The following is a 24,584-nucleotide window of genomic DNA, read 5'->3' as shown; positions in this document are numbered from 1 at the left end:
TTTCCCGATCTAGTCAGCAAGCAAAGTAGTCGCTAGTTTAGCGGCAAAGCTTACGCGCTCTACCCTCGCAAACTCAACATCGCAGAGAACAACCATGCCCATCTACGCCTATCGCTGTGCCGCATGCGCGCACTATGGTGAACACTTACAAAAACTCAGCGACCCCGTACTCACCCAATGCCCTGCTTGTGCCGCTGCGCAATACCAAAAGCAGCTCAGTGCCGTTGGCGTACAAATCAAAGGCGCGGCGGCAACCAGCTCTATCGCTCCCACGCCACATCACTGCGGCCCGGGCTGCCAGCACTAATTCATACCAGCGGACTTAATTACTTTTATTGCTTTATCGCCTGAACTACCATGCCGATTCTTTCGACTTCGATTTAATCGGACGCATTACTATGCTGGTTTACATCGCTACTAGCCGTAGCTCACGCACAATATTTCATCACCTGCGAAATATTTTCTTTGCCGCGATGCTGCTCTCTACTGGGTTAGCGCAAGCCCAAACCTTGATCACGCCCCAAGCATCTGGCTTTGAAGAAAATAGTCAAATTGCCGCTATTTTTGCAAAAAACCAAATCCAAGGCAGCATCGCCATATTAGATGTCAGCCAGCAGCGACTCATCGGTCACAATAACCAGCGAGCCGCAACGCGCTTTATTCCTGCCTCCACTTTTAAAATCGCCAATAGCTTAATTGGCCTCAGCAGTAAGGCTGTTAGCAGTGTGGATGAGGTGTTTTATCATTACGATGGCCAACCCGTGTATTTAGCCAGCTGGGCGCATGACATGGGTTTACGCGAAGCGCTGCGCGTGTCCAACGTGCCCGCCTACCAGCTACTTGCCAAAAAAATCGGCTTGAGCGCCATGCAAAGTGATGTGAGTCAACTCAATTACGGCAATGCCGATATTGGGCAGCAAGTTGATCAATTTTGGCTCAAAGGGCCACTCAAAATCAGCCCGATAGAGCAAAGCCAATTTTTAGCTCGCCTCGCACAAAAACAACTCCCGCTACCAAAATCAGCACAAAGCGCGGTGCGCGACATTATGCAGCTCGAATCGGGCAAAGGCTGGACGCTCTATGGCAAAACCGGGCTCTACCGCGACAGCCCATCGGATATTGGCTGGTTTGTCGGCTGGCTAGAAGAGGACGGTAAAATCTATAGCTTTGCGCTGAATATTGATCAAGCCAAAACGCAGCCGCTTAGCCAGCGCATTCAATTAAGCAAAGACAGCTTACAAGCGCTAGGACTGATGAAAAACTAACTATTGAACCAGATGTCGCGGCGAGATAACTCACCAAGTTACCTCGCTCGATCAGCAGCTCGCCCTTGCGCTAACACGATTGCGCCTCGGCGCTCAAAGCACAAAATTGACTTTGTCATAGCAAACTATGGCAAAATTGCCCTCGGCATGCATTAAACCCATCCCATACCGCGCCTTACTTTTAGTCTTGATTCTCTGGTTCACCTCGTCATGCTCTCGCCCTATTGGTCCATTCAAATTCATCTTTCACGCCTTTGTAGTTGGCATGAAACGCGCAATGACGTGCCAAGTTTGGATTTTATTGCGCCACTACAACGCCGACGCCTATCGCCATTGGCGCGAATTAATTTGCAACTGGCGCACGACATCAATCCAGAAAAAACCGCGCTGCGCTGTGTTTTTGCCTCACGCCATGGCGAAATCGTACAAACCACGCAGATGCTGCAAGCCTTAGCCAGCGATGAATTATTGTCGCCCGCACGCTTTAGCCACTCAGTTCACAATGCGATTCAAGGTTTATGGAGCATTCAAGCGCAACAAACCGCAGAATGCAGCGCCATCAGCGCCGGCATCGACACGCTGCCAATGGGCTTACTGGAGGCGGCTACATTACTGGCCGATCAGGCCGACCCAGCGGTATTGCTGATGTGCACCGATGAAGCCGTACCCGCCATATTTAATCCCGACGCATCAGAAAGTACGACCCGCTTTGCGCTCGCTGGATTGATCAACGCCCAGCCCGCGAATTTAAAATTAAGCGCCATCCCCAAAACCCACGCCCCAATGCTTGACCCTGCACATTTAGAGTTTTTGCAATGGTGGCGCAGCAATGCGCCTCAGCTGATCACCGCCGGAGCCCGATGCAATTGGCAGTGGACTCGCTTATGAGTCTGGCGCAAAAAATAAACACCCTTCAGCGCCAAATAGCGACCGTGATTGCCTTTAGCTGTTTTGGCCTTGGTGGTGCTTTACTGGGCTTATTGTTTCCCATCCTCAACCGCCTCACGCCCAAAGCGCACAGGCAAGCGCGCGCACGCCAGATTATTCACCGCATCTTTGGCTACTTTATGCGCTGGATGCGGTTTTTAGGCATTATGCACTGGCAGATTGAAGGCCAAGATCGGCTCGGTCGACCCGGGCAATTGGTCATCGCCAATCATCCATCTTTGCTCGACGTGGTGTTTATAATGGCGCAGATCGATGCGCCCAATTGCGTCGTCAAAGGTAGTTTATGGCGCAATCCTTGCGTGGCCGGCCCCGTGACTGCCGCGGGGTTTATACCCAACGACAGTAATGAGCACATGATTCAAGCCAGCGTCGCCGCGCTAGCACAAGGCGACTGCTTGATTGTTTTCCCCGAAGGCACGCGCAGCACGCCCGGCCAAAGCCTGCAATTACACCGCGGCGCAGCCACCATTGCCATCAAAGGCGCCAAAGTATTAACCCCAGTGGTGATTACCGTTAGCCCAAGCACTTTGACCAAGCAAGAAAAGTGGTACAAGATACCGCCCCGCCGTTTTGTCATGACATTACGCGTACTCGACGACATCGACCCAAGCGCGTATCGCCGCACCAGTAGCGACCCGATTGCTGCGCGTCGCCTCAATCGTGACCTTATCGACCTTTACACGCAGGAATTAAACCGTGGATAACCCGCTGATTAACGAAATCAAACTGTTTGTCATTGAAACGCTGAACTTAGAAGACATCACCATCGATGACATCGACGCTGAAGCACCCTTATTTAATGAAGGCTTAGGACTGGATTCGATTGATGCGCTGGAATTGGGCGTGGGTTTACAAAAACGCTACCACATCAAATTGCAAAATGATTCGACTGAGAACTACCGGCACTTTGCCTCAATTCGCGCCTTGGCCGAGCTGGTGAGCACGCAACGCGCAGTTTAAGTACGCACCCAATTAGAGAAATTTTATGGAAAAAAAAGCCATTCACGACGCGGTCGTGAACATTATCGCCACGCTATTTGAAATCAATCCAGCGCGCATCACCCCTGATGCCCAATTGTATGCCGACTTAGAAATCGACAGCATCGATGCGGTGGATATGGCCGCAGAACTCAAAACGCTGGTGGGCAAAAAAATCAGCCCTGCCGACTTCAAACAAGTTCGCACCGTGCAAGACGTCATCGACACGGTGGATAAACTGCTGCAAGCGTAGTTTCAACCACGCAATGAAAAAAACCCTCACCCTTATCAGCGGGCTATTGATGCTGCTATATCCGCTCTTGGTGTATTTTTCATTAGGACAGGTGTCAATCAGCACCTTGGCACTGGGTTTGATTTTGCTGGCCATTATTCGGGGCTTCAGCGCCAGACACACCCCTGGTATGCCACTACAAGTCTCCATTTTATTGGTTCTGGCTGGCATACTCTATATTCAGGGCAATATAGCTTGGCTGCGTTACCATCCGGTCTTGATCAATCTTGCGATGTTGGCGGTGTTTGCCTACAGCCTATGGCGCGGACCGAGCGTGATTGAGCGCCTAGCCAGACTGAGCGAGCCTGATTTGCCAGCATCGGGCGTGGCGTACACCCGCAAAGTGACGCAAGTCTGGTGTGGGTTTTTTATACTCAACGGCAGTATCGCGCTGTGGACAGCGTGCTATGCCAGCTGGGATTACTGGACTTTATATAATGGCGGCATCGCCTATGTGCTCATGGGCGCCTTGATGGCTGGAGAATGGATACTGCGACAGCGTATTCGCACCAAACAATGATAAATAAATGGCTTGATCGCAATACCCCTGCTTATGACTTTGCATTACAACAAGGTCGACTGATTCGCAGCACCGAATTTGCCACGCATGTGGCGGCGCTGGCGCACACGTTGGCGATGCAAAACGAGCGCGAAATCAGCCTATTTTGCCGTGACGCGTATTGGTTTGCCGTCGCCCTTTATGCCGCATGGCAAACCGATAAAATCGTGCATCTACCCGGTGATGAAACGCGGATCAATGCCACGCCAGCAACACTGAGCCTCGCCGATGAGCCGCATTTAGGTTTACTGATTAGTGAGCTGTGCGAACCGGCGTCACTTAAGCAGGCAGCACAACTCCCCCCCTACGCGCCCGATGCTTGTCAGCTGGTGATTTATACCTCGGGCTCCAGTGGTGAACCCAAAGCGATTCATAAAACGCTGCGGCAACTGCTCACAGAAGTGACCGCATTAGAATCGCTATTTGGCGCGCAAATGGCCGATTCGGTTATTGTGGCGACGGTCAGCCAGCAACATATTTATGGCTTATTGTTTCGAATCATTTGGCCAGTGAGCTTTGGCCGCGTATTTGCTGCCGAGGCGGCGTTTTTCCCCGAGCAGCTGTTTGCAATGAGTCAAGCGGCGGGCAAAGTCAGCTGGATTGCCAGCCCGGCGCATTACAAGCGGCTCACTGAACAACAACCGTGGGCGGCAACTCGGCCGCATTTGGCGGCGCTGTTTTCATCCGCTGGCGTGCTCAACGCCGAAGTTGCGCAGCGAATTGCCCAATCGAGCGGCATGCCCATTACCGAGATTTTTGGTTCTTCCGAAACTGGCGGTGTCGCTTGGCGCCAGCAGCCCGCGGCTTGGCAAGCGCTGCCCAATGTGGCGCTGCGCATTAACGACACTGGCGCGCTAGAAATTTGCTCAGCACATTTATTGCCCAATCAATGGATTACGATGGATGACGCCGCCAGCATCAGCGCCGATGGCAGATTCACGCTTTTAGGGCGGCTCGACCGGATTGCGAAAATCGAAGAACAACGCATTGCACTAGCGCGCGTCGAGCAGGCTTTACAACATTTACCCGAAGTCACTGACGCGGCGGTTTTTGCTGCAGAAACGCAAGGTCGGCAAAGTTTAAATGCCGTCATCGTGCTCAATGCAGCCGGCATTGCGCTACTGGTGCAACTGGGAAAAACCGCACTCATCAAGCAACTTAAAAAACATTTAATCGGCAACATCGAGCGCGTGGCTATCCCGCGCCGCTGGCGTTTTGCTGCCGCTTTACCGGTCAATGCACAAGGCAAAACCACGCCCGCCGCTTTGCAGCCTTTATTTGCATCACCCAGCTTACAGCCGCAAACACTCACCCTCCAGCAAGACGGCGAGCAATGCCAATTACAACTCTTCATCGCCGCCGATATTGCCTATTTTGCGGGGCACTTCCCGAATGCGCCGATTTTGCCCGGCGTGACGCAAATTCATTGGGCGGCCCAATTCGCGCGTCAATACTTTGCCATCCCCGGCACATTTAGCCAGATGGAAGTGATTAAATTTCAGCAAATCATCCGGCCCAACACCGTGCTCACGCTGCAGCTCACTTGGGATCAAATGCGGCAAAGGGTGACGTTTGCTTTTACTTCCGAGCAAGGCAGCCATTCCTCAGGCCGATTGGTTTTTGCCGCATGAGCGATTTTAAGCCTTGTATTTTGATTCCGGTTTACAACCACGAGCACGCCATTGGCGCGGTGCTTGAGGCATTACGCCCGTTTGATCTGCCTTGCTTACTGATTGACGACGGTAGCAACGCCGCTTGTCGCCACACGCTCAGCACCTTAGCGACTGAGCAAGCCGATTGGCTGCAAGTACAGCACTTAGCGCACAATCTGGGCAAAGGCGGCGCAGTCATGGCGGGATTACGCTGGGCTCATCAACTTGGGTATAGCCACGCCATACAGATTGATGCTGATGGTCAGCATCATACCCCTGATATTTTGCAATTTATCCATGCTGCGCAGGCGCAACCGAATGCGCTGATTGCCGGGCGACCGATTTACGATGCCTCCGTACCTAAGGGGCGTTTGTACGGGCGCTATGCCACGCATATTTGGGTGTGGATTAACACTTTGTCATTGCAGATTCAAGACGCCATGTGCGGCTTTCGCGTCTACCCGCTGGCCGCAAGCTGCGCCCTGATCGAGCGCGAAGCACTTGGCCGCCGCATGGAGTTTGATATTGAAATCATGGTGCGGCTGTACTGGGCCGACGTGCCCATCGTACAATTGCCCACCCCAGTGCAATACCCACTCGATGGCGTGTCGCATTTTGCGCTGTGGCGCGACAATCTGTTGATTTCACGCCTACACACCAAGCTGTTTTTTGGCATGCTGTGGCGCAGTCCGCGCTTAATCGCCCGCTGGTTTCGCACATGAATCCAGTACAGCACTTAATCGACTTTGGTTTCGCACATGAGTAAATCTAGCTGGAGCGCGCAACCCGAGCGTGGGGGGCGCATGGCCTACTGGGGAATGAAAAGCATGTTCGCCGCCTACCGTCTTGGCGGTCGGCCGCTGTTTGCGCTGATACTTTACCCGGTACTGGCTTGGTTTTTTGTCTTTGGCCCGTCAGCTCGCCGCGCTTCATTACACTATTTGCGGCAATTAAAGCGGGCAGTCCCCGCGCTCAAGCTCACGCCTTCGCTGCGTCTGAGTTGGCAACACTATTTGAGCTTTGCCGATACCACGCTAGACAAATTGCGCGTTTGGTCGGGGCAATTTAATCCAAACCAAGTGCACATGCATGGTCAAGCGATGATGCAAAGCCGATTGGCGCAGCGCCAAGGCGGCATTATGCTCACAGCGCATTTAGGCAATACCGAAGCGATGCAGGCTTTATCAGAACACATTAGCGAGCTCACGCTCAATGTCTTGGTGTATACGCAACACGCGCAGCAATTTAACCGTATTTTGGCGGCGCAAGCTGGGACTCGCTCAGTGCGGTTAATTCAAGTTGAAGATCTAAACGCCGCCTTAGCGGCGGACTTATCCGAACGGGTGGCGCGCGGGGAATGGCTGGTGATTGCCGCCGATCGCGTGCCGGTCAATACCCACACCCGCACGCTCAACGTCGATTTCTTGGGCGCGACCGCCCCATTGCCGCTGGGCCCGCATTTGCTGGCGCTCTTGATGCAATGCCCGCTGGTGTTTGCGGTTTGCCTGAAAGCGGCCGATGGCCTGCATGTTTATCTAGAAACGCTCAGCGAAGCGCAAACCATTGCCCGAGCTGCGCGGCAACCGTGGTTGCAACAATCGGCACAGCGTTACGCCGACCGACTGGCTTATTACTGCCAGCTTGCGCCTTTGCAGTGGTCTAACTTTTACTCTTTTTGGCTGCCCCTATGAATCGCCCTGCTGACCGTATTGAATTTGGCGCTGCACGCCTCACGATTGAAGACATCCTCGCCGTTGCGGCGGGTCATGGCGTGCAATTGTCTAACGATGCCGCGTTCATCCGCCGCGTGCATGCCGGCAGTCAGTTTCTCGAGCAGTTGCTCGCCGAGCACGGCGAAATTTATGGCGTGACCACCGGTTACGGCGATTCATGCACCGTTGCCATTCCCGCGCATTTGGTCGCCGAATTACCGCGCCAGCTGTATACCTATCACGGCTGTGGTTTGGGTGCTTTTTTTGATGTGTTTACCGGCCGCGCGATTTTGGCGGTTCGACTGCTGTCTTTGGCGCAAGGTTATTCGGGTGTGCGCTGGGTGTTGCTGGAACAACTGGCGACATTAATTAACCAAAATCTCGTGCCGGTGATCCCCGAAGAAGGCTCAGTCGGCGCCAGTGGCGATTTAACGCCGCTGTCTTACGTCGCGGCAGTATTGGCTGGGGAACGAGATATTTACCGCGATGGCCAGCCATACCCCACTCAAAAAGCATTCGCCGAGCGCAATATCAGCCCGCTCACGCTAGCGCCCAAAGAAGGCTTGGCCTTAATGAATGGCACGGCGGTAATGACCGCGCTGGCGTGTATTGCCTATCGCCGCGCGGCCTATTTAGTGAAATTATGCGCCCGCCTGACGGCGCTCACCTCACTGGCCACCGATGGCAATAGCTATCATTTTGACGCCAAGCTGTTTTCAGTTAAACCACACCCGGGGCAAAACGAAGTCGCCGCGTGGATACACGACGATTTACTCGCTGGCGAAGCACCGCGCGAAGGCTTGCGACTACAAGATCGCTATTCCATCCGCTGCGCGCCGCACGTCATCGGTGTACTGGCTGACGCGTTACCGATGCTGCGCCAATTTATCGAAAACGAGCTCAATAGCGCCAATGACAACCCGATTATCGACGGCGAAGGTGAGCATGTGTTGCATGGTGGGCATTTTTACGGCGGGCATATTGCTTTTGCGATGGACAGCTTAAAAAACTGCGTTGCCAATTTAGCCGACTTAATGGATCGCCAGCTGGCACTATTAGTCGACACCCGCTACAACCATGGTTTGCCGAGCAATCTATCCGGTGCCACTGGCGAGCGACGCGCCATTAATCATGGCTTTAAAGCCGTGCAAATCGGCGCTTCAGCATGGACCGCCGAGGCGCTTAAGCTCACCATGCCGGCCAGCGTATTTAGCCGTTCCACCGAATGCCACAATCAAGACAAAGTCAGCATGGGCACCATTGCCGCGCGCGACGCGCTGCGGGTATTGCAATTGACCGAGCAAGTCATCGCCGCCCATGCCTTGGCCGCAGTCCAAGGTGTTGAACTGCGTATCGCCCAAGGCGAGCTTAGCGCCGCGCAATGCGCGCCAGCGGTGAATGCATTCATGGCTGAAGTTCGTACTTTTTCGGCGCATTTAGTTGAAGATCGGGCGCTCGACACCGATTTGCGCGCGGTAATTGCGGCAATTCAAGCGCAAAGTCTCAGCGTTCCTGGAGCTGCCTAATGCACGCCATTCACTCACACAGTATTGAAATCACCCCTGCGTTTCATGATATCGACGTGATGGAAGTCGTTTGGCACGGCCATTACATTAAATATTTTGAGCTCGCCCGCAGCGCGCTACTGCGCCAATTTGATTATGACTATCCCGGCATGCGAGCGTCCGGCTACGCGTGGCCGGTGATTGATTTGCATGTTCGTTATTCGCGTCCGGCCCGCTTTGAGCAAGCGCTGCGCGTTACCGCCAGCATTGTCGAATGGGAAAACCGCTTAAAAATCAGCTACCGCATCCACGATGTGGCCAGCGGCCAATTACTCACCAAGGGCGACACCACACAAGTGGCGGTTGATCTAAGTAGCGGTGAAATGTGTTTTGTTTCGCCAGAGATCCTGCGGGAGAAATTAGGGCTGCAAAAATTAGATCCGCAAACGTCAGGACAGAAAAAGCCAGGACTAGCCCAGCCATGAACCTTCAATCACTCGCTCTCGCGCTACTATTACTGGTCGCGCCTGCGCACAGCGCCTTACTGGATGACGTGAAAGCCCGCGTTAGCGTTAAAGACACCTTACGCGGTGAATTTCGCCAAGAAAAACGCATCGCCAAGCTATCCAAACCGCTGCTCGCCAGCGGCCAATTTGTCTATCTAAAGCAGCAAAGTTTGCTGTGGCAAATTGAAAAACCCTATGCCTCGGACAGCATCATCACTGCCGATACACTGATTCAAAGCGTCAATGGCAAAACCATTGTGCGCGTCGATGCCAAATCGCAACCGGCGTATAGCGCCGTTTCGCGTATTTTTATGGCGCTGGTGGCCGGTGATTGGGCCGCTTTAGAGGCGGATTTTGTCATCACTGGCTACGTGGATGGCCAGCGCTGGCAGCTCACGCTCAAACCCAAAGCCGGACTTTTTGCCAGTTTTGCCAACACGCTCACTCTCACTGGGGCGAGCGCGCTACAGCAAATCGACATCGCCGAAAAAAACGGCGACAGCACGCATTACACGCTTAGCCAAGTTCGAGCAGCTGGCGCGCTGTCGGCCGCTGAACAAAATCAGTTTTTACGCCAATAATGCTAGGTATATCAGACAAAGCCAAATTTTACGTTTGGTGCAGCGGCATACTGATACTGGGTATTTTGCTAGCAACCCTGCTGCAACGCGGCTTGCCCTTGCAAACCAATTTGATGGCGATGCTACCGGCTGGTGAGAGCGACCCCGTGGTGCTGGCTGCAGTGCAGCAACTTGAGCAGCAATTGGGTGAGCGCAATGTACTGTTGATCGGCGCGCCCACCCGCGAAGCGGCGATGGCCGCCGCCGAGCAAGCGGCCAATAGCTTGACGCAATCGCAGGCTTTTGCCAGCGTGGTGCTGCGCCAGCCGCGAAATGATGCGCTAGCCAGCGCCACGGCGTTTCGCTACGCACTGGCTCACCCTGCCACCATTGCGCAATTGCAAAACGGTGAGCTTGACACTTATTTACAAGCACAAGCCGCCCAGCTCTACGGCCCGCTTGGCCATTTACGCAGCGCGCTACTTGAGCGCGACCCGCTGTTTTTGGCGGGCGATTTAATTGGCCGCCAAGTTGCTGATGGCGTTGATTTTGACCCAGCCAGCGGCATGGTATTGCTGCGCGGAGACAACAAATTTTGGGTGCTGATCCAAGCCAAAAGCAAAACCCGCGCTTTTGACGACAGCGCGCCAGAGGATGCCGCAGCGGATGACATTACTCAAAAAACCGGCCCCGCACCAACCGCCACAGCGATTTATGCCGCAATCAATAGCGCCCAAACCGCCAGCGGCGTGGAGGCGCTTGCCGCCGGCGTCGCGCTGCATACCGATCTGGCGAGCAAAAAAGCCAAAGCAGAAATCAGCCGCATTGGTGTCGGTTCATGGATCGGCTCGATTTTATTAATGTGGCTGGCGTTTCGCCGCGTTTGGGCCATTGCGCTGTGCTTACTGCCCTTACTGATTGCCACTGGCGTGGCCATTGTTACCACCGTGTCGATCATGGGCAGCATTCACGTCATGACCTTGGTGTTTGGTGCCAGCTTGATTGGTGTGGCCATTGATTACGGCACGCATTGCTTTGCCGACAGTCTGGGCGCAGACAAAGACTGGACCATCGCTCAAGCCGTCCAGCAATTGCGCCCGGCGCTGTTTTACGGCATGTTAACCAGCGTTACCGGCTATTTGGCGCTGGCCATCGCGCCTTTTCCGGGTTTGCGAGAAATTGCCGTTTTTTCTGCCAGTGGATTAATCGCCGCCTATTTAACCGTGGTGTTGGCTTTTCCGACCCTGCTAAAAAACTACCGCCCCAACACCAAGGGTATGCGTCTTACCGATTTATTGCTTAAAGCCTATACGCTGATACCCAGCAAAAAATACCTTTTGCTTTTACTCATCCCCCTGCTCTATGGCTTAAGCCAATTGCGCGCCGATGATCATTTACAGCGTTTTTACACGGTTGACCCAGCGCTGGGGCAGATGGAGCAGCGCATCAAAAACTTGTTTCGCCACGCGCCCGAGAGTCAATTTTTCTTGATTGAGGGCCGCAGCGCAGACCAAGTTTTGCAACGTGAACAAGCACTACTGGCCAAGCTCAATCCATTGCTGGCCAATAACACCATCAGCGCCACCCGCTCAATATCGCAACATCTACCCGATACCGCCAGTCAAGCGCAGCGTCTGCACGTCCTAAAAACCGCGCTTTCCACGCCGCAATACAGCGCTTGGCTGCGCGAACTGGGCTTGTCTGAGGCGGCCATTCGCGCCGATCAAACGGCATTGGCGCAAGCGCAGCCAGTCAATATCGATCAATGGCTCAAGAGCGATTTGGGCCGAGTCGATGCGATGCTCTGGCTGGGCCAAACTGAACGCGGTTTTGCCTCTTTGCTCTTGGTGTCCAATATCCAAGATAAAGCCGCGCTGGCGGGTATTTCACTCGATGGCGTGCGCTTTGTCGATAAAGTGAACGATTTATCCGAGCTCATGGCGCGCTACCGCAATATTGCCTTGCTGCTCACCGCGCTGTCTTTGCTACTGATGGTGGCATTGATGACGCCACGGCATGGCTGGCGCGGGGCAGTGCTGATTATTTTACCTTCGGTGTTGGCGGCACTGGGCGCGCTGGCGCTGTTTGGCATACTGGGTATGGCCTTGAACATCTTTTCGGCCTTTGCCTTGCTGATCGTACTGGCACTGGGTATCGATTACGCGATCTTTTTTCGCGAGTCTGGCGAAGAAGCGCATCAAGCGATGCTCGGCGTTACACTCGATTCAAGCACCACATTGCTGTCGTTTGGATTGTTGGCGATGTCTAGCCTACCGGCCGCGCAATCGTTTGGCATGATGGTGTTATTTGGCGTTACGCTGGCGTTTATTTTTGCGCCGATGGCCAGATTGGCAGCACCAGCCAGTCATCCAGATGAACGGCCATTACAGAGCGAGAAGCAGCATGCCGCTTAACCGCAATTTACCGACAGCGTCCACCGCGAATGCGAGTATCAGGTCGTGGTGGTATCGGCTGAGCATCGCTTGGCTTTGCAGTTGGCTACTGGCGTGCAGTCACGCGCCTTTGCTGCCGGTGGCGCAATTTGCACCGCTAGCACAGAGCGAGTTACTCACCATCCACAGCGGCGAGCACGCATTGGCCTTCACCGCCCGAGTCGAAAGTGATGGCCACACCTTGCGCGTGGTGGCCATTAGCCCAACCGGACAGCGCCTATTTAGCCTCACCCGTGTTGGCGATCAACTCACCACCGAGGCCGGACCTTGGTGGCCCAAGTTCATGCCACTGGACGCAGTTTGGCGTGATTTTGAAATCACCCACGCGCCAATTAACGCGGTGCTGCCAGCGCACTGGCAACGTCATCACGAAAACGGCGTCACGCATTGGTGGTATCGCGGCAAAAAATACGCCGAGGTTACCCATAGCGCCGGTAAAATTGAGCTTAAGCGCCCCGAGTATGGGTTAAGTATTGAGGTATTGCCCGAATGAGCACGTATTTAAATAGCCTTGGGCTGATATCCCCCCTCGGTATTGGCCACGCCGATACAATGGCCGCACTGCTTGCCGGTCAGCATGGTTTGACGCCAGCGCCAAGTACGCTGATTGATCGCCCGACTTTTATTGGCGCGGTGTCGGCGCAATTACCCAAGCTGCCGCCGCAATGGGCGCAGTTTCACAGTCGCAACAATCAACTGCTGTATGCCGCCAGCCAGCAAATTGACGCCGAAATTCGCGCCGCCATTAGCCGCTTTGGCGCGGCGCGTGTGGCGATTATTTTAGGCAGCAGCACCTCGGGCGTAGCCGAAAGCGAAGCGGCCATCGCCGCGCTAGCGCGTGGTGAATCAGCACCAGCGGGCTACAGTTATTTGCGCCAAGAAATGGCCGATCCGGCGCGGTTTTTGGCCGAGCTGTATCAAATACAAGGCCCAGCGTATGTGATTTCTACCGCGTGCTCCAGCAGTGGCCGAGCCTTTATCGCCGCGCGCCGACTGCTTAACATGAATCTGGTCGATGTGGTGATTTGCGGTGGCGTAGATAGCTTGTGCCAGCTCACGCTCAATGGTTTTGCGGCATTAGAGTCGATCAGTGCAGCGCAATGCAGGCCGTTTCATGCTAAGCGCGATGGCATCAATATCGGCGAAGCGGCTGCGCTAATGCTGATGAGCCGAGAGCGCGGCCCTGTGCAACTACTCGGTTGCGGCGCCAGCAGCGACGCGCATCATATTTCAGCGCCCCATCCAGCAGGACATGGCGCAGTCGCCGCCATGCGCGCCGCGCTCAACGATGCGGCATTACCCGCGAAGCAAATCGATTACCTGAACCTACATGGCACAGCAACGCCATTAAATGATGCCATGGAAAGCGTAGCGGTGCGGGATGTATTTGCTGGGTATTTACCGCCAAGCAGCAGTACCAAATCGCTAACAGGACATACCCTTGGCGCGGCCGCAGCCATTGAAGCGGCGTTTTGCTGGCTGCTGTTGCAGCCTTCACTCAACCCTTTGCAGCAACTTCCTGCGCCCCTTAACGATAACGATTTCGATGGTGAGTTTGACCCAGCCTTGCCCCCATTGAACTGGGTTCAAGCGGGACAAAGCTATGCGCTGCACACGGCGATGAGTAATTCCTTTGCCTTTGGCGGCAATAATGTCAGCCTGATCTTGCAGCGAGTTCCTATATGACCCACCCACACTACTTACCGCATGAGGTCTTGCCCCATGCTGCACCAATGATTTTGCTCGATCGCATTATTCAATTTGATGCACACCGCCTAACAGCAGCACTGACGGTGCCAGCCGATAGCTTATTTAATGATCCGGAGCTGGGCGGTGCTGTGCCGGCGTATGTGGCGATTGAATACATGGCCCAAGCGATTGCCGCCCTTGATGGCTGCCATGCGCGGCGCAGCGGCCAAGCGCCCAAAATTGGTTTTTTACTCGGCACTCGGCACTTTGCAAGCAATGTGCCGAGCTTTAAACCGGGCACGCAGCTCACGATTTGCGTTAACGAAGTCATCAAGGGCGATAATGGCATGGCGGTGTTTGCCGCCAGCGTGAACGGCGTAACAACCGACGGGCAAGTCATTACAGTGAACGCGCGGATTAATGGCTTTCAACCCGAAAACCCAAGCGACTTTTTAAGTAATTAAGCGAAAAACCATGCATACGATTTTAATTACCGGCGCCAGCGGTGGCCTTGGCCGCGCCATGGCGCTCAAATTGGCCAGCGATGGTTTTGATTTGATTTTGCATTACCACCGCAATCAAAGCAGCGTGCTTGCGCTGCAACAACAGATTGTCGCGCTAGGCCGTCAGGCCCGATTGATCTGCTTTGATGTGACCGATCGCGCGCAAACCCGCACGGCAATTGAAGCCGATGTGGCCGCACATGGCGCGCCATACGGCGTGATTATCAACGCGGGCATTACGCGGGATACGGCGTTTCCGGCGATGAGCGACGACGATTGGGATCTGGTGCTTAGCACCAATTTGGATGGCTTTTATAATGTGCTGCATCCCCTATCTATGCCCATGGTGCGCCGGCGTCAACCCGGGCGTATCGTGGCGATTGCTTCGGTGTCGGGCTTGATTGGCAATCGAGGACAAGTCAATTACAGCGCGGCCAAAGCAGGCTTAATCGGCGCGTGTAAGGCGCTGGCACTCGAATTGGCCAGCCGAAAAATTACCGTCAATTGTGTGGCGCCGGGGCTGATCGACACCGAGATGATTCAAGACTTACCGGCGCTAGAAGACATAAAAAAAATGATCCCAATGGCCAGAATGGGCCGGTCCGAAGAAGTTGCCGCTGCGGTGAGCTATCTAATGAGCGAGGGCGCCGCGTATACCACGCGGCAAGTGATTGCAGTGAATGGCGGATTATGTTGATTTTAAGTCGCAATACAATTGATTGAGTCGCGGTACATACGTTGTATGGCGAGTAACTACCTAGGTAAGACGTAAATGAAACGAGTTGTTGTTACCGGCATGGCCGGCATCTCTTCTTTGGGCGGTGATTGGCCGACTATTGCTGCGGCGATGCGCGCAGGAAAAACCGGCATCCGCCGCATGGATGACTGGGCGCAATACCAAGACCTTAACACCTTATTGGCAGGCCCTATTTCTGATTTTGCCCTGCCCGCGCACTATACCCGCAAGCAAACCCGCTCAATGGGCCGCGTTGCCAAAATGTCCGTACTGGCATCCGAATACGCGCTGGCGGATGCGGGCTTACTGGGCAATCCCTTAATTCAAAATGGCAGCATGGGCGTAGCCTACGGTTCGTCCATTGGCAGTACGGATGCGGTGCGCGAATTTGGTTATGCGCTGATCGAAAAAGATGTCAATGGCCTAAGCGCCAACTCTTACCTCAGGATGATGAGTCATACTTCGGCGGTCAATATTGGCGTGTATTTTGGCCTTAAAGGTCGTGTTATCCCCACATCGAGCGCCTGCACTTCGGGCAGCCAAGGCATTGGTTACGCCTATGAAGCGATCAAATACGGTCAGCAAAAAATGATGATTGCTGGTGGTGCTGAAGAGCTTTGCCCAACTGAAGCCATGGTGTTTGACACCCTCTATGCCACCAGCACCCAAAACGACGCGCCACATACCACGCCGCGCCCTTTTGATGCGCATCGCGATGGTCTGGTGATTGGTGAAGGCGCGGGCACGCTGATTTTGGAAGAACTCGAGCATGCGCTGGCGCGCGGTGCGCGAATTCATGCCGAGATTGTCGGTTTTGCTTGCAACTCAGACGGCGCGCATGTGACTCGGCCTGAAACCGCCACGATGGAAGTGGCAATGCGGCTGGCGCTGGCCAATGCTGGGCTCAATGCCTGCGACATCGGTTATGTAAATGCGCATGGCACGGCCACTAATCAAGGTGATATTGCAGAAAGCCAAGCGACTAACCGCGTTTTTGGTGCGCAGATGCCCTTTAGTTCACTCAAGGGGTATTTTGGTCACACCTTAGGTGCATGCGGCGCGCTAGAAGCATGGATGACCATCGAAATGCTCAATCGGGGCTGGTACGCGGGTAATGTCAACCTCGATTCCGTTGACCCCGCTTGTGGTGCACTCGATTACTTACCGGTGGCTGGGCGTGAGCTCAATTGCCAATATGCGATGAGCAATAATTTTGCCTTTGGTGGCATCAATACTTCTTTAATCTTGCGCCGTGGACAAGACGTCCTCGCCACGCTAAACCCAGCAGCTTAATGCGGCGTGAGGCCGATGCGTATTTTTGCCTTATTCCCCACCATCTAAGTACGCCAACCAAAGTTCAATCCAGAGGGGTTGCTGTGGCACAGTATGTTGCGTGAGGGCGAGGTTTTCTACTTCGTGATACGACATGATGCTTTCCAAAAAGATAAAGACAAGCTCGCCAAGATCCTCTTTATGCTGCAATGCAACATTGATAAAAATCAAGGCTTAAGCCATCTTCCCTTCTGTTTGCGACAAAATACCACCCCTGATTAGCGGCAAAAAATCCACGTAATTGCAGCGTAATACTTAGCAAGCTGCAGCATCAGTCACTGAGGTGTTATTTATCCCTGCCCCAGCAAAGCTGGTCCGCAAAATGCAGGGGCAGAGCATGCAATTCGCTCATAGCCCAATTTTACCGGCTGCACTCGCCAAGCTGCTGGCCGTCTTTAGGTAAATAATCAAGCAGAATTCTAAACGTAAAAAAACCGCGTCAAGCCTTGAGCCTAACGCGGTTTTTTATACGCTAAAAATTATTTAGCGTAACCAGAAGCAATCGCCGTCGCGGCGGCGGCTTTACCCCAAGCCGTGTGCCCAGCAACCGAAGGATGAACGCCATCGGCAAACAGATAATTAATATCTGCATTCACTGCCACCAAGGTTTTAGGATTACATGTCAGTGCAGAGACTTTGCTTGGATCAACACTCGGCGGCAAAGGCGTAGCGGATGGCGTGGTATCGTTATTACACGCCATGGCGCTAGTATTAACCAAGCCAAAACTTGCCGGGCTAGAAATGGCCGTAGCCACTAATCCAGCAGTGTTATAAACCAGCACTTGCTTCGCGGCGATTTCGTTCGCTAATCCCGCTGCAACCGCTTGGTTGTACGCCGTCGAAATCGAAGTGGCCAAGCCTTTTAATGGCGTCGGTGCAAACTGTGGCGTCACACCCAAATCAGGCATATTGGCATACACCACCTTGGTCGCGCCCATTGCAACCAGGGTTTTCACCTGAGTGACCATGGCCAATGCATTCTTGCTAATTTCAGTTTGCGCCGTCGCGGGATCGATCTTACCTTCGGCAACTCCACCTAAGAAAGCAAAGAAATCATTCGGACCACCTTGAATCAATACCAGCTGGCTCGGATTAAAGCTGGTACGCGCCGCTTTGTATTTGGCGATTTGGCCTTTAATCGATAATGCGGTCGCCGATTGATAGGTAACGCCAGGTGCCACTGTAATCACGCCATTATTAATCGGCTGACCTTTGGCATTAACCGTCAGCTCAGTTTCAATTCTTGCACCACCCTCTGCATAAGCCGTGCCACCAAAATCATAAATCTTACCCATAGAGCCAACTGTGCCGACAGCTGCGCCAGTCGCTGGGTTAATGCCACTAAAATTAACCAACCGATTTGGAATGAGATATAAACCATATTCATTTGCCAGCACTTCAGTCCAAACAACGCCCGGAGTAGCCTGATCTGGCTTACCGTCGACTTTGAGGATGGGCTTAGTGGTAAATCGCAAGCCCAATGGCTGATCATTCGTCGTATCGGCATCGGCTGTCGTCGGGTTATACGTACCCACATCACTCAGGCTATCACCAAAGGAAACGACTTCTTTAATATTGCGGGTGTCCGGTGGGATGCTGACATCACTACCGCCACCGCATGCGGCGAGTAAAGAGGTCAGCAGCAAAACAGCAAATGGACAACTAGCCCGTGGCAGCGAAATATTCATGTAAATCTCCCGTCTTGTTATGGTTCACCGCAACCCAAAGCCCGATGCTCTGTCGTTGAGAAACAAGCTTCATGCTACGAATCAAACTCATGTTTAACAAGCCTAGGGCTATCCCTAGGTCAGCCAAGCACCAACTCAACAATAGGCAAAAGCCAGCAAAACGTAAGGAATTGACACTCCATTATGCCAATGGCAAGTCTGCGCAAGATTGGCCTATTTAGCCAGTTCATCTCTTTTATAAGGAATATTTCACTTCTACAGCATCTTACTAATCCAGACAAAAACTTACATAACTCGACAAGAAACCACAAACTTCAGCTCACCCAAGGGCTAGAATGCGCGGCAATGATGTATTTAAAAAACGACACACAAGTCAACTCGACCACTTAAAGTGGCACCAAATTAAATAAATACCATTTTTAGGGTATGCACTGGCAGACATATTACGCACTGGTTGCAGAACACGATCGCATCGCAAATCAATCGTTGGCAAAAATGCAGCAGAAATTTGAAGTGATGGAAAACCAATTTTATAAAACTATGCAAAAAATGAAACGTTAGGGTAAAAAGCAAAAATCTAGTACATTCGACGATAAGATTCGCTTTAATCAACGTTTAAGATCAAGCATTAATTGCTCCATACATTGAGCTTCATCGATGATTTTAGCAATATCCATATCATAATCTCCCGTGAATTGTGGAATCAGTTCATGGGCGAGATTGTACACACACGCTCGAATTGACATAACCCAAACATGATTCTCTACCGTTTTAGAGTGGGGAATTTTAGCGTCACTCCAATCCCTTAGCATTGGAAAAAATACGCCATCAGCATCTAGTGAGTAACGAATAGAAACAGGAAATTGATCAAGATGCTGCTTTAGGAAATCATAGTTTTCACGATTAGAATTAAAACAAGCTAACTCAGCTAGCTTAGCAATACTATGACTAGCTTTCCTGATAAGTTTATACGCATCTTTTGTCGTGGTAGTGGGCATTAAACCAAGCATAGCATGTGACTTTAGCACGCACTCACATGCCATCAAGAGATCAACGAAAGTTTTGACTCGTCCTGATTTATGAGTCTCTATTTCCCAAAGTACATCAAACCGAGCTAAGAAATCACGACTATCAAGCCAGAAATTATGTGCAATTGTTTTATGTAGTGAAATCAGCACTTCATCATGCTTGGTCATATATATCCATAACGAGTCATTATGGGAATTGTCTCGCCCTAGCTCACGCCAAGTGTAACCATAAACGCACAGAATTGGCACAAAGAAAAAATGGGTTACAGCCGTTAAGCTGTAACCCATTGATTTTATTGGTCGGAATAGCGGGATTCGAACTCGCGACCCCTTGCACCCCATGCAAGTGCGCTACCAGGCTGCGCCATATTCCGAGAGGCCGTATTTTAACTCAAACAAACTTACTGTTCAAGCCATGCCAGCAAATCCTCTAACTCATGGCGAACTTCGGTCAAACTGACTTCACCACAACCATATTCGCCAACTTCAGCCATTGATACGCCCAATTGATTACGCGCCCCACTAATGGTAAATCCTTGCTCATAAAGCAAAGATCGAATTCGTCGAACGAGCAGCACCTCATGGTGCTGATAGTAGCGACGATTACCACGCCGTTTTACCGGCTTAAGTTGCGTAAACTCTTGCTCCCAATACCGCAAAACATGGGGTTTGACCCCACATAACTCGCTAACTTCACCAATGGTGAAGTAGCGTTTTGCTGGTATTGATGGCAGATCACTGGTTGGAATAACGCTGCTGGAGCTTTGCATAGTGGATTTCGACCATTCCCTTCAGCTTTTGACTTGCATGAAATGTAACCACGCGCCGAGCAGAAATTGGGATTTCTTCGCCGGTTTTAGGGTTACGTCCTGGACGCTGCGGCTTATCACGGAGTTGAAAATTGCCAAAGCCAGATAATTTAACGGTATCCCCTTCTGATAATGAAGCTCGAACTTCATCAAAAAAAGACTCCACCATATCTTTGGCTTCGCGTTTATTCAAACCCACCTTGTCGAATAACATATCGGCAAGATCTGCTTTTGTCAGTGTTAATGTGCTTGTTTCGTACTGCATTATGCTCTCAAGATCGCGCCGCATTCCTCTGCCTTCTGGAGTAATTTTGCTACTGCTATATCGATTTCTTCGTCGGTTAGCGTTTTTAAAGTATCTTGCAGCAAGATTTTGAATGCAAGACTCTTTTTGCCATCAGGCAAACCTTTACCGCGATAAACATCGAAAACTTCTACTGATGAAATAATAGGTAATTTTAAACTTTCAAATGCTAACAGCAAGGCACCTACTGCGAGGGACTCGTCCATTAACAAGGCCAAATCTCGACGTACGATTTGAAATTTAGCAATTGGTTCCGCTTGCAACTTCGCCACTTGAGTCAATGCTGCAACTGAAAGCTCAAATACAACTGGCGCAAAGGCTAAGCCATACGATTGTACCCATTGCGGATGTACTTCACCGAGCACACCAATCACTTCGCCATCCAGCACCACTTCAGCTGAGCGACCAGGGTGAAGCGCAGGATGGTTAACTCGACGATATTGAGCAACTCGCGGCGCAAGTAGCGCTTCGACATCGGCTTTTATATCATAGAAATCAACACGTTCTTTCGCCACACCCCATTGCTCGGCAAAACGATGACCCCATGCTAACGCAGCAATTCGTTCCGGTTGTTGATGTGCCGCAACGCCTTGAAAGACACGAGCGACTTCAAACAAACGAACACGGTCTTGTTTTCGATTTAAATTGTGTTGCAAACCGGCAACCAAACCACCAATCAAGGTTGAGCGCATCACGCTCATTTGGCTGGCAATTGGATTCTTCAAGCGGATGGGCGCGCTATTTGCAGCGAAATCAGTCTCCCATTTTTCTTCCACAAATGCGTAAGAAATGGTTTCTTGATAATTACGTGAAGCAAGAATTGATTTTAAAACATTCTTGCTACGGCGATCACCCGCTTGCGGCAACATACTCATCCGCGCTAGTGATGGACTGACTGGAATATTGTCATAGCCAAAAACACGCGCCACTTCTTCGATCAAGTCTTCTTCGATTTCAATATCAAAGCGATACGATGGCGGTGTTACGGTAATCACATCTGAAGCCAATTCACATGCTAAACCAAGGCCTTGCAGCATCGCCATAATTTCAGCCGCCGGCAAGCTAATGCCGAGCACTTTAGCCACACGACCAACGCGCAATGCAACAGGTAGGCGCGCTGGTAGCGTAGTTAATTGTTCCGTCACAGGGCCAACTTGACCGCCACAAATCTCGACAACCAATTGCGTAGCACGCTCCAGTGCTTCGCGCACATTGCCAAAATCAATGCCGCGCTCAAAACGATGACTCGAATCAGAAGAAAATCCAAAACGACGCGCCTTGCCGGCAATCACGTCTGGCGCAAAAAAGGCCGATTCTAAGAAAATATCTTGGGTACTTTCAGTCACGCTCGACGCCAAGCCGCCCATGATGCCGGCCAGCGCCAACACTTCATGGTCATCAGCAATAACCAGCAAGTCGTCACTCAGCATCAATTCTTTTTCGTTCAACAAGGTGATGGACTCACCAGCTTTAGCAAAACGCACCTGCACGCTGCCTGACAACTTAGCCGCGTCAAACGCGTGCATCGGTTGACCAAGTTCTAGCAAAACGTAATTTGTAATATCAACAATCGCCGAGATCGAACGAATACCCGAGCGCTCCAAGCGTTGCTTCATCCAATCGGGTGTTGCAGCAGCTTGGTTGATGCCTTTAATAAGACGACCTGCATAACGTGGGCAAGCAGTTTCTGCGTTCAATGCAACGGCAATTGCTGCATCGGTATTAACCGCAGCCGTTTCAATAACAACAGGGCTTAAGCTTGATTTGGTTAATGCCGCAACTTCACGCGCAATACCACGAATCGACAAGCAATCTGTGCGATTTGGTGTGAGCTTTAAGGTCAACAAACGATCATCAAGCGCCAAATATTCACGAATCGACATACCCACTGGGGCATCGCTCGGCAGCTCGTATAAACCATCGATATCCGAAGCAATACCCATCTCATCGCCCGAGCACAGCATGCCCGATGACTCAATACCGCGAACTTTGGCTTTTTTAATTTTAAAGTTGCCAGGCAATACCGCGCCGATACGGGCACACGGCACTTTTAAACCCGCGGCGACATTGGGTGCGCCACAAACGATTTGCAGTGGCTCAGCTTCACCGACATTGACGCTACATACATTTAAGCGATCGGCATCAGGATGCTTGCTTACACTCAGTACTTCTGCGACAAACACATCAGTAAATGCAGGTGCTGCGGCTTCATTTTCTTCGACTTCCAAACCTGCCATCGTCAATAAATGCGCAAGTTCATCTGAATTGAGCGCTGGATTAACCCAGCTACGCAGCCATTGTTCTGAAAATTGCATGATTGATGCTCCGCTTATTTGAATTGGGACAAGAAAGACACGTCGTTTTCAAAAAACAACCGCAAATCATTCACGCCGTAGTACAGCATCGCAAATCGATCCAAACCGATTCCGAAAGCAAAACCGGTATATTTCTCTGAATCAATATTCACACTTTTTAAGACATTCGGATGCACCATGCCGCAACCACCCACTTCCATCCAGCCTTTCGACCATTTCACGTCGATTTCAGCTGATGGCTCAGTAAATGGAAAGAACGAAGGGCGGAAACGAACTTCCAGATCATCACGTTCGAAAAAGCGACGCAAAAAGTCAACGATGACACTCTTTAAATCAGCAAAAGAGACGCCCTCTTCCACCCACAAACCTTCCATTTGATGGAACATTGGAGAATGGGTTGCATCAGAGTCCACACGATAAACACGGCCTGGCGCGATAATCTTAATGGGCGGTTCATTATCAAGCATATAACGAACTTGAATCGGACTGGTATGCGTGCGCAATACCAAAGGCTCACCTTCACTTTCAATATAAAAAGTGTCTTGCATCGCACGTGCAGGATGATTTTTTGGAATATTAAGTGCTTCGAAATTATGAAAATCATTTTCAATTTCGGGGCCATCTGCGACAGCAAAGCCCATACTACCGAACAAGGCTTCAATCCGTTGCTGTACTAACGTGACGGGATGCAAGCCACCTTTAGCATGCCCACGGCCTGGTAACGAGACATCCAAAGCTTCGGCGGCGAGTTGTGCTGCCAATTTTTCTGCAGCAATACCATCACGCTTGGCGTTCAGTGCGGCTTCAAAAGCTTGCTTGGTTTGATTGACTTGAGCGCCAAACGCCTTTTTTTCATCAGCAGGCATTGCGGCCAGTAGTTTCATCAAGGCGGTGATCTGACCTTGCTTTCCGATGTAATGCGCTTTGACAATTTCGAGTTCAACTGGATCATTTGTCGCATCGAGTGCGGCCAAACCAGCGTCAAGCAAGGCTTGCATATTTGCAACCATGTTTTAGGCCCGATTAAGTAGTGAGGAGAGAAAAAGCTAAATTTAATAAGCTATGCAGCCCATTTAATTTAATTTTTTCACGCAAAAACAAGTGAATAAAAAAGGGAGGCTGAAAGCCTCCCTCATTACCGGCAGTACCGATTAAGCAGTCAGGCTTGCTTTAGCTTGTTCAACAAACGCAGCAAAAGCTGGCTTGTCAAAGATTGCCATGTCGGCCAAAACTTTACGGTCAACTTCAATACCGGCTTTTTTCAAGCCATTCATGAAGCGGCTGTATGCCAGACCACACTCACGGGAAGCAGCGTTGATACGTGCAATCCAGAGTTGACGGAACTGACGTTTTTTCTGACGACGGTCACGGTATGCATATTGACCTGCCTTCATTACCGCTTGTTTAGCGATACGATAGACATTTTTACGACGACCACGATAGCCTTTAGCCAGGGCTAAGACTTTCTTATGACGAGCTCGAGCGGTGACACCACGTTTAACGCGAGGCATATTTTATCTCCTAGGGTTAAGCGTAAGGCATCATTGCACGAACGGACTTCATATTGGTTGCATCAACCATAGAAGTGCCGCGCAATTGGCGCTTAGTTTTAGTCGTTTTCTTGGTCAAGATGTGGCGTTTGAAAGCGTGACTACGCTTAACACCACCACCGCCAAGTACTTTGAAGCGCTTTTTAGCACTACTCTTGGTTTTCATTTTAGGCATTACTTACTCCAACTAGCCTTAGCTC

27 protein-coding genes and 1 tRNA gene are annotated in these 24,584 nt (G+C 51.6%); 19 read left to right on the top strand and 9 right to left on the bottom strand.

All coding sequences use genetic code 11. From position 1 onward, the window contains the following. Window positions 1-94: 94 nt before the first annotated feature. The 19 genes from K4H25_RS07925 to K4H25_RS07835 all read left to right on the top strand — a co-directional run bounded on the left by K4H25_RS07925 (window position 95) and on the right by K4H25_RS07835 (window position 16,651). Window positions 95-307 carry an FmdB family zinc ribbon protein gene (locus tag K4H25_RS07925; protein WP_221022763.1) on the top strand — a complete coding sequence of 71 codons (213 nt, stop codon included), beginning with the start codon at window positions 95-97 and terminating at the stop codon, window positions 305-307. Between the two features lie 142 nt (window positions 308-449). Next, window positions 450-1,265, top strand: a complete 816-nt coding sequence (blaOXA, locus tag K4H25_RS07920; protein WP_374706355.1) for a class D beta-lactamase — start codon at window positions 450-452, stop codon at window positions 1,263-1,265. 210 nt (window positions 1,266-1,475) lie between these two features. Then, window positions 1,476-2,153, top strand: a complete 678-nt coding sequence (locus K4H25_RS07915; RefSeq protein ID WP_221022761.1) for a beta-ketoacyl synthase chain length factor — start codon at window positions 1,476-1,478, stop codon at window positions 2,151-2,153. Then, a complete protein-coding gene (locus K4H25_RS07910; protein WP_221022760.1) occupies window positions 2,150-2,917 on the top strand; it encodes a lysophospholipid acyltransferase family protein in 768 nt (255 codons plus the stop codon). The genes K4H25_RS07915 and K4H25_RS07910 overlap by 4 nt, the downstream gene beginning before the upstream one ends. Then, complete coding sequence (locus tag K4H25_RS07905; protein ID WP_221022759.1) at window positions 2,910-3,173, top strand: phosphopantetheine-binding protein; 264 nt, start codon at window positions 2,910-2,912, stop codon at window positions 3,171-3,173. The genes K4H25_RS07910 and K4H25_RS07905 overlap by 8 nt, the downstream gene beginning before the upstream one ends. 25 nt (window positions 3,174-3,198) lie before the next feature. Further along, a complete protein-coding gene (locus tag K4H25_RS07900) occupies window positions 3,199-3,444 on the top strand; it encodes an acyl carrier protein (protein WP_221022758.1) in 246 nt (81 codons plus the stop codon). A 13-nt stretch (window positions 3,445-3,457) separates the two neighbouring features. Then, a complete protein-coding gene (locus tag K4H25_RS07895) occupies window positions 3,458-4,003 on the top strand; it encodes a COG4648 family protein (protein WP_221022757.1) in 546 nt (181 codons plus the stop codon). Beyond that, window positions 4,000-5,673, top strand: a complete 1,674-nt coding sequence (locus tag K4H25_RS07890; protein ID WP_221022756.1) for an ApeI family dehydratase — start codon at window positions 4,000-4,002, stop codon at window positions 5,671-5,673. The genes K4H25_RS07895 and K4H25_RS07890 overlap by 4 nt, the downstream gene beginning before the upstream one ends. Next, the gene (locus K4H25_RS07885) at window positions 5,670-6,416 is read left to right on the top strand and encodes a glycosyltransferase family 2 protein (protein WP_221022755.1); all 747 of its coding nucleotides are present in this window, start codon (window positions 5,670-5,672) and stop codon (window positions 6,414-6,416) included. Before K4H25_RS07890 ends, K4H25_RS07885 begins: the two co-directional genes overlap by 4 nt. A gap of 36 nt (window positions 6,417-6,452) precedes the next feature. Beyond that, on the top strand, window positions 6,453-7,385 hold the full coding sequence (locus tag K4H25_RS07880; RefSeq protein ID WP_221022754.1) for a lysophospholipid acyltransferase family protein: 933 nt from the start codon (window positions 6,453-6,455) through the stop codon (window positions 7,383-7,385). Next, window positions 7,382-8,932: an HAL/PAL/TAL family ammonia-lyase gene (locus K4H25_RS07875; protein WP_221022753.1), complete on the top strand. Its 1,551-nt coding sequence runs from the start codon at window positions 7,382-7,384 to the stop codon at window positions 8,930-8,932. Before K4H25_RS07880 ends, K4H25_RS07875 begins: the two co-directional genes overlap by 4 nt. Further along, on the top strand, window positions 8,932-9,396 hold the full coding sequence (locus K4H25_RS07870) for an acyl-CoA thioesterase (protein WP_221022752.1): 465 nt from the start codon (window positions 8,932-8,934) through the stop codon (window positions 9,394-9,396). Before K4H25_RS07875 ends, K4H25_RS07870 begins: the two co-directional genes overlap by 1 nt. Further along, window positions 9,393-9,998, top strand: a complete 606-nt coding sequence (locus K4H25_RS07865) for an outer membrane lipoprotein carrier protein LolA (RefSeq protein WP_221022751.1) — start codon at window positions 9,393-9,395, stop codon at window positions 9,996-9,998. Before K4H25_RS07870 ends, K4H25_RS07865 begins: the two co-directional genes overlap by 4 nt. Window positions 9,999-10,063: 65 nt before the next feature. Further along, window positions 10,064-12,391, top strand: a complete 2,328-nt coding sequence (locus tag K4H25_RS07860; RefSeq protein ID WP_221022750.1) for an MMPL family transporter — start codon at window positions 10,064-10,066, stop codon at window positions 12,389-12,391. Next, window positions 12,381-12,923 carry a DUF3261 domain-containing protein gene (locus tag K4H25_RS07855; protein ID WP_221022749.1) on the top strand — a complete coding sequence of 181 codons (543 nt, stop codon included), beginning with the start codon at window positions 12,381-12,383 and terminating at the stop codon, window positions 12,921-12,923. The genes K4H25_RS07860 and K4H25_RS07855 overlap by 11 nt, the downstream gene beginning before the upstream one ends. Then, window positions 12,920-14,116 (top strand): beta-ketoacyl-[acyl-carrier-protein] synthase family protein, encoded by a 1,197-nt coding sequence (locus tag K4H25_RS07850; protein WP_221022748.1) that lies wholly within the window; start codon window positions 12,920-12,922, stop codon window positions 14,114-14,116. Before K4H25_RS07855 ends, K4H25_RS07850 begins: the two co-directional genes overlap by 4 nt. Beyond that, complete coding sequence (locus K4H25_RS07845) at window positions 14,113-14,583, top strand: hotdog family protein (RefSeq protein WP_221022747.1); 471 nt, start codon at window positions 14,113-14,115, stop codon at window positions 14,581-14,583. Before K4H25_RS07850 ends, K4H25_RS07845 begins: the two co-directional genes overlap by 4 nt. 10 nt (window positions 14,584-14,593) lie before the next feature. Continuing rightward, a complete protein-coding gene (fabG, locus tag K4H25_RS07840) occupies window positions 14,594-15,319 on the top strand; it encodes a 3-oxoacyl-ACP reductase FabG (RefSeq protein ID WP_221022746.1) in 726 nt (241 codons plus the stop codon). A 75-nt stretch (window positions 15,320-15,394) separates the two neighbouring features. Then, on the top strand, window positions 15,395-16,651 hold the full coding sequence (locus K4H25_RS07835; protein ID WP_221022745.1) for a beta-ketoacyl-ACP synthase: 1,257 nt from the start codon (window positions 15,395-15,397) through the stop codon (window positions 16,649-16,651). A 518-nt stretch (window positions 16,652-17,169) separates the two neighbouring features. Here K4H25_RS07835 and K4H25_RS07830 read toward each other — a convergent pair. From K4H25_RS07830 to rpmI, 9 genes are all read right to left on the bottom strand, one after another. Next, on the bottom strand, window positions 17,170-18,378 hold the full coding sequence (locus K4H25_RS07830) for an SGNH/GDSL hydrolase family protein (RefSeq protein WP_221022744.1): 1,209 nt from the start codon (window positions 18,376-18,378) through the stop codon (window positions 17,170-17,172). 608 nt (window positions 18,379-18,986) lie between these two features. Beyond that, window positions 18,987-19,574 (bottom strand): hypothetical protein, encoded by a 588-nt coding sequence (locus K4H25_RS07825; RefSeq protein WP_221022743.1) that lies wholly within the window; start codon window positions 19,572-19,574, stop codon window positions 18,987-18,989. Window positions 19,575-19,703: 129 nt separating this feature from the next. Then, window positions 19,704-19,780, bottom strand: a tRNA-Pro gene (locus tag K4H25_RS07820). Between the two features lie 27 nt (window positions 19,781-19,807). After that, window positions 19,808-20,176, bottom strand: coding sequence for a MerR family transcriptional regulator (locus K4H25_RS07815; RefSeq protein WP_221022742.1), 369 nt, complete (start codon window positions 20,174-20,176; stop codon window positions 19,808-19,810). Continuing rightward, on the bottom strand, window positions 20,142-20,480 hold the full coding sequence (locus K4H25_RS07810) for an integration host factor subunit alpha (protein WP_182075091.1): 339 nt from the start codon (window positions 20,478-20,480) through the stop codon (window positions 20,142-20,144). Before K4H25_RS07810 ends, K4H25_RS07815 begins: the two co-directional genes overlap by 35 nt. Next, the gene (gene pheT, locus K4H25_RS07805; RefSeq protein WP_221022741.1) at window positions 20,480-22,834 is read right to left on the bottom strand and encodes a phenylalanine--tRNA ligase subunit beta; all 2,355 of its coding nucleotides are present in this window, start codon (window positions 22,832-22,834) and stop codon (window positions 20,480-20,482) included. The genes K4H25_RS07810 and pheT overlap by 1 nt, the downstream gene beginning before the upstream one ends. Window positions 22,835-22,848: 14 nt before the next feature. After that, entirely contained in the window at window positions 22,849-23,844 is a 996-nt protein-coding gene (pheS, locus tag K4H25_RS07800) for a phenylalanine--tRNA ligase subunit alpha (RefSeq protein ID WP_182075092.1), read from the bottom strand. 141 nt (window positions 23,845-23,985) lie between these two features. Continuing rightward, the gene (rplT, locus tag K4H25_RS07795) at window positions 23,986-24,345 is read right to left on the bottom strand and encodes a 50S ribosomal protein L20 (RefSeq protein WP_173533779.1); all 360 of its coding nucleotides are present in this window, start codon (window positions 24,343-24,345) and stop codon (window positions 23,986-23,988) included. Between the two features lie 16 nt (window positions 24,346-24,361). Then, window positions 24,362-24,559, bottom strand: coding sequence for a 50S ribosomal protein L35 (gene rpmI, locus K4H25_RS07790; RefSeq protein WP_173533778.1), 198 nt, complete (start codon window positions 24,557-24,559; stop codon window positions 24,362-24,364). Window positions 24,560-24,584 lie beyond the last annotated feature (25 nt).

This window comes from Deefgea piscis (genome assembly GCF_019665785.1).
In the GTDB taxonomy this organism is placed as follows: domain Bacteria; phylum Pseudomonadota; class Gammaproteobacteria; order Burkholderiales; family Chitinibacteraceae; genus Deefgea.
This window is presented reverse-complemented; position numbering and strand designations above follow the sequence as displayed.

Excerpts from the sequence above, each read along its gene's own strand:
- K4H25_RS07925 (WP_221022763.1), top strand. The coding sequence starts at position 95 with ATGCCCATCTACGCCTATCGCTGTGCCGCATGCGCGCACTATGGTGAA.
- K4H25_RS07915 (WP_221022761.1), top strand. The coding sequence starts at position 1,476 with ATGCTCTCGCCCTATTGGTCCATTCAAATTCATCTTTCACGCCTTTGT.
- K4H25_RS07910 (WP_221022760.1), top strand. The coding sequence starts at position 2,150 with ATGAGTCTGGCGCAAAAAATAAACACCCTTCAGCGCCAAATAGCGACC.
- K4H25_RS07900 (WP_221022758.1), top strand. The coding sequence starts at position 3,199 with ATGGAAAAAAAAGCCATTCACGACGCGGTCGTGAACATTATCGCCACG.
- K4H25_RS07895 (WP_221022757.1), top strand. The coding sequence starts at position 3,458 with ATGAAAAAAACCCTCACCCTTATCAGCGGGCTATTGATGCTGCTATAT.
- K4H25_RS07890 (WP_221022756.1), top strand. The coding sequence starts at position 4,000 with ATGATAAATAAATGGCTTGATCGCAATACCCCTGCTTATGACTTTGCA.
- K4H25_RS07885 (WP_221022755.1), top strand. The coding sequence starts at position 5,670 with ATGAGCGATTTTAAGCCTTGTATTTTGATTCCGGTTTACAACCACGAG.
- K4H25_RS07880 (WP_221022754.1), top strand. The coding sequence starts at position 6,453 with ATGAGTAAATCTAGCTGGAGCGCGCAACCCGAGCGTGGGGGGCGCATG.
- K4H25_RS07875 (WP_221022753.1), top strand. The coding sequence starts at position 7,382 with ATGAATCGCCCTGCTGACCGTATTGAATTTGGCGCTGCACGCCTCACG.
- K4H25_RS07870 (WP_221022752.1), top strand. The coding sequence starts at position 8,932 with ATGCACGCCATTCACTCACACAGTATTGAAATCACCCCTGCGTTTCAT.
- K4H25_RS07865 (WP_221022751.1), top strand. The coding sequence starts at position 9,393 with ATGAACCTTCAATCACTCGCTCTCGCGCTACTATTACTGGTCGCGCCT.
- K4H25_RS07855 (WP_221022749.1), top strand. The coding sequence starts at position 12,381 with ATGCCGCTTAACCGCAATTTACCGACAGCGTCCACCGCGAATGCGAGT.
- K4H25_RS07850 (WP_221022748.1), top strand. The coding sequence starts at position 12,920 with ATGAGCACGTATTTAAATAGCCTTGGGCTGATATCCCCCCTCGGTATT.
- K4H25_RS07845 (WP_221022747.1), top strand. The coding sequence starts at position 14,113 with ATGACCCACCCACACTACTTACCGCATGAGGTCTTGCCCCATGCTGCA.
- fabG (WP_221022746.1), top strand. The coding sequence starts at position 14,594 with ATGCATACGATTTTAATTACCGGCGCCAGCGGTGGCCTTGGCCGCGCC.
- K4H25_RS07835 (WP_221022745.1), top strand. The coding sequence starts at position 15,395 with ATGAAACGAGTTGTTGTTACCGGCATGGCCGGCATCTCTTCTTTGGGC.
- K4H25_RS07830 (WP_221022744.1), bottom strand. The coding sequence starts at position 18,378 with ATGAATATTTCGCTGCCACGGGCTAGTTGTCCATTTGCTGTTTTGCTG.
- K4H25_RS07825 (WP_221022743.1), bottom strand. The coding sequence starts at position 19,574 with ATGACCAAGCATGATGAAGTGCTGATTTCACTACATAAAACAATTGCA.
- K4H25_RS07815 (WP_221022742.1), bottom strand. The coding sequence starts at position 20,176 with ATGCAAAGCTCCAGCAGCGTTATTCCAACCAGTGATCTGCCATCAATA.
- K4H25_RS07810 (WP_182075091.1), bottom strand. The coding sequence starts at position 20,480 with ATGCAGTACGAAACAAGCACATTAACACTGACAAAAGCAGATCTTGCC.
- pheT (WP_221022741.1), bottom strand. The coding sequence starts at position 22,834 with ATGCAATTTTCAGAACAATGGCTGCGTAGCTGGGTTAATCCAGCGCTC.
- pheS (WP_182075092.1), bottom strand. The coding sequence starts at position 23,844 with ATGGTTGCAAATATGCAAGCCTTGCTTGACGCTGGTTTGGCCGCACTC.
- rplT (WP_173533779.1), bottom strand. The coding sequence starts at position 24,345 with ATGCCTCGCGTTAAACGTGGTGTCACCGCTCGAGCTCGTCATAAGAAA.
- rpmI (WP_173533778.1), bottom strand. The coding sequence starts at position 24,559 with ATGCCTAAAATGAAAACCAAGAGTAGTGCTAAAAAGCGCTTCAAAGTA.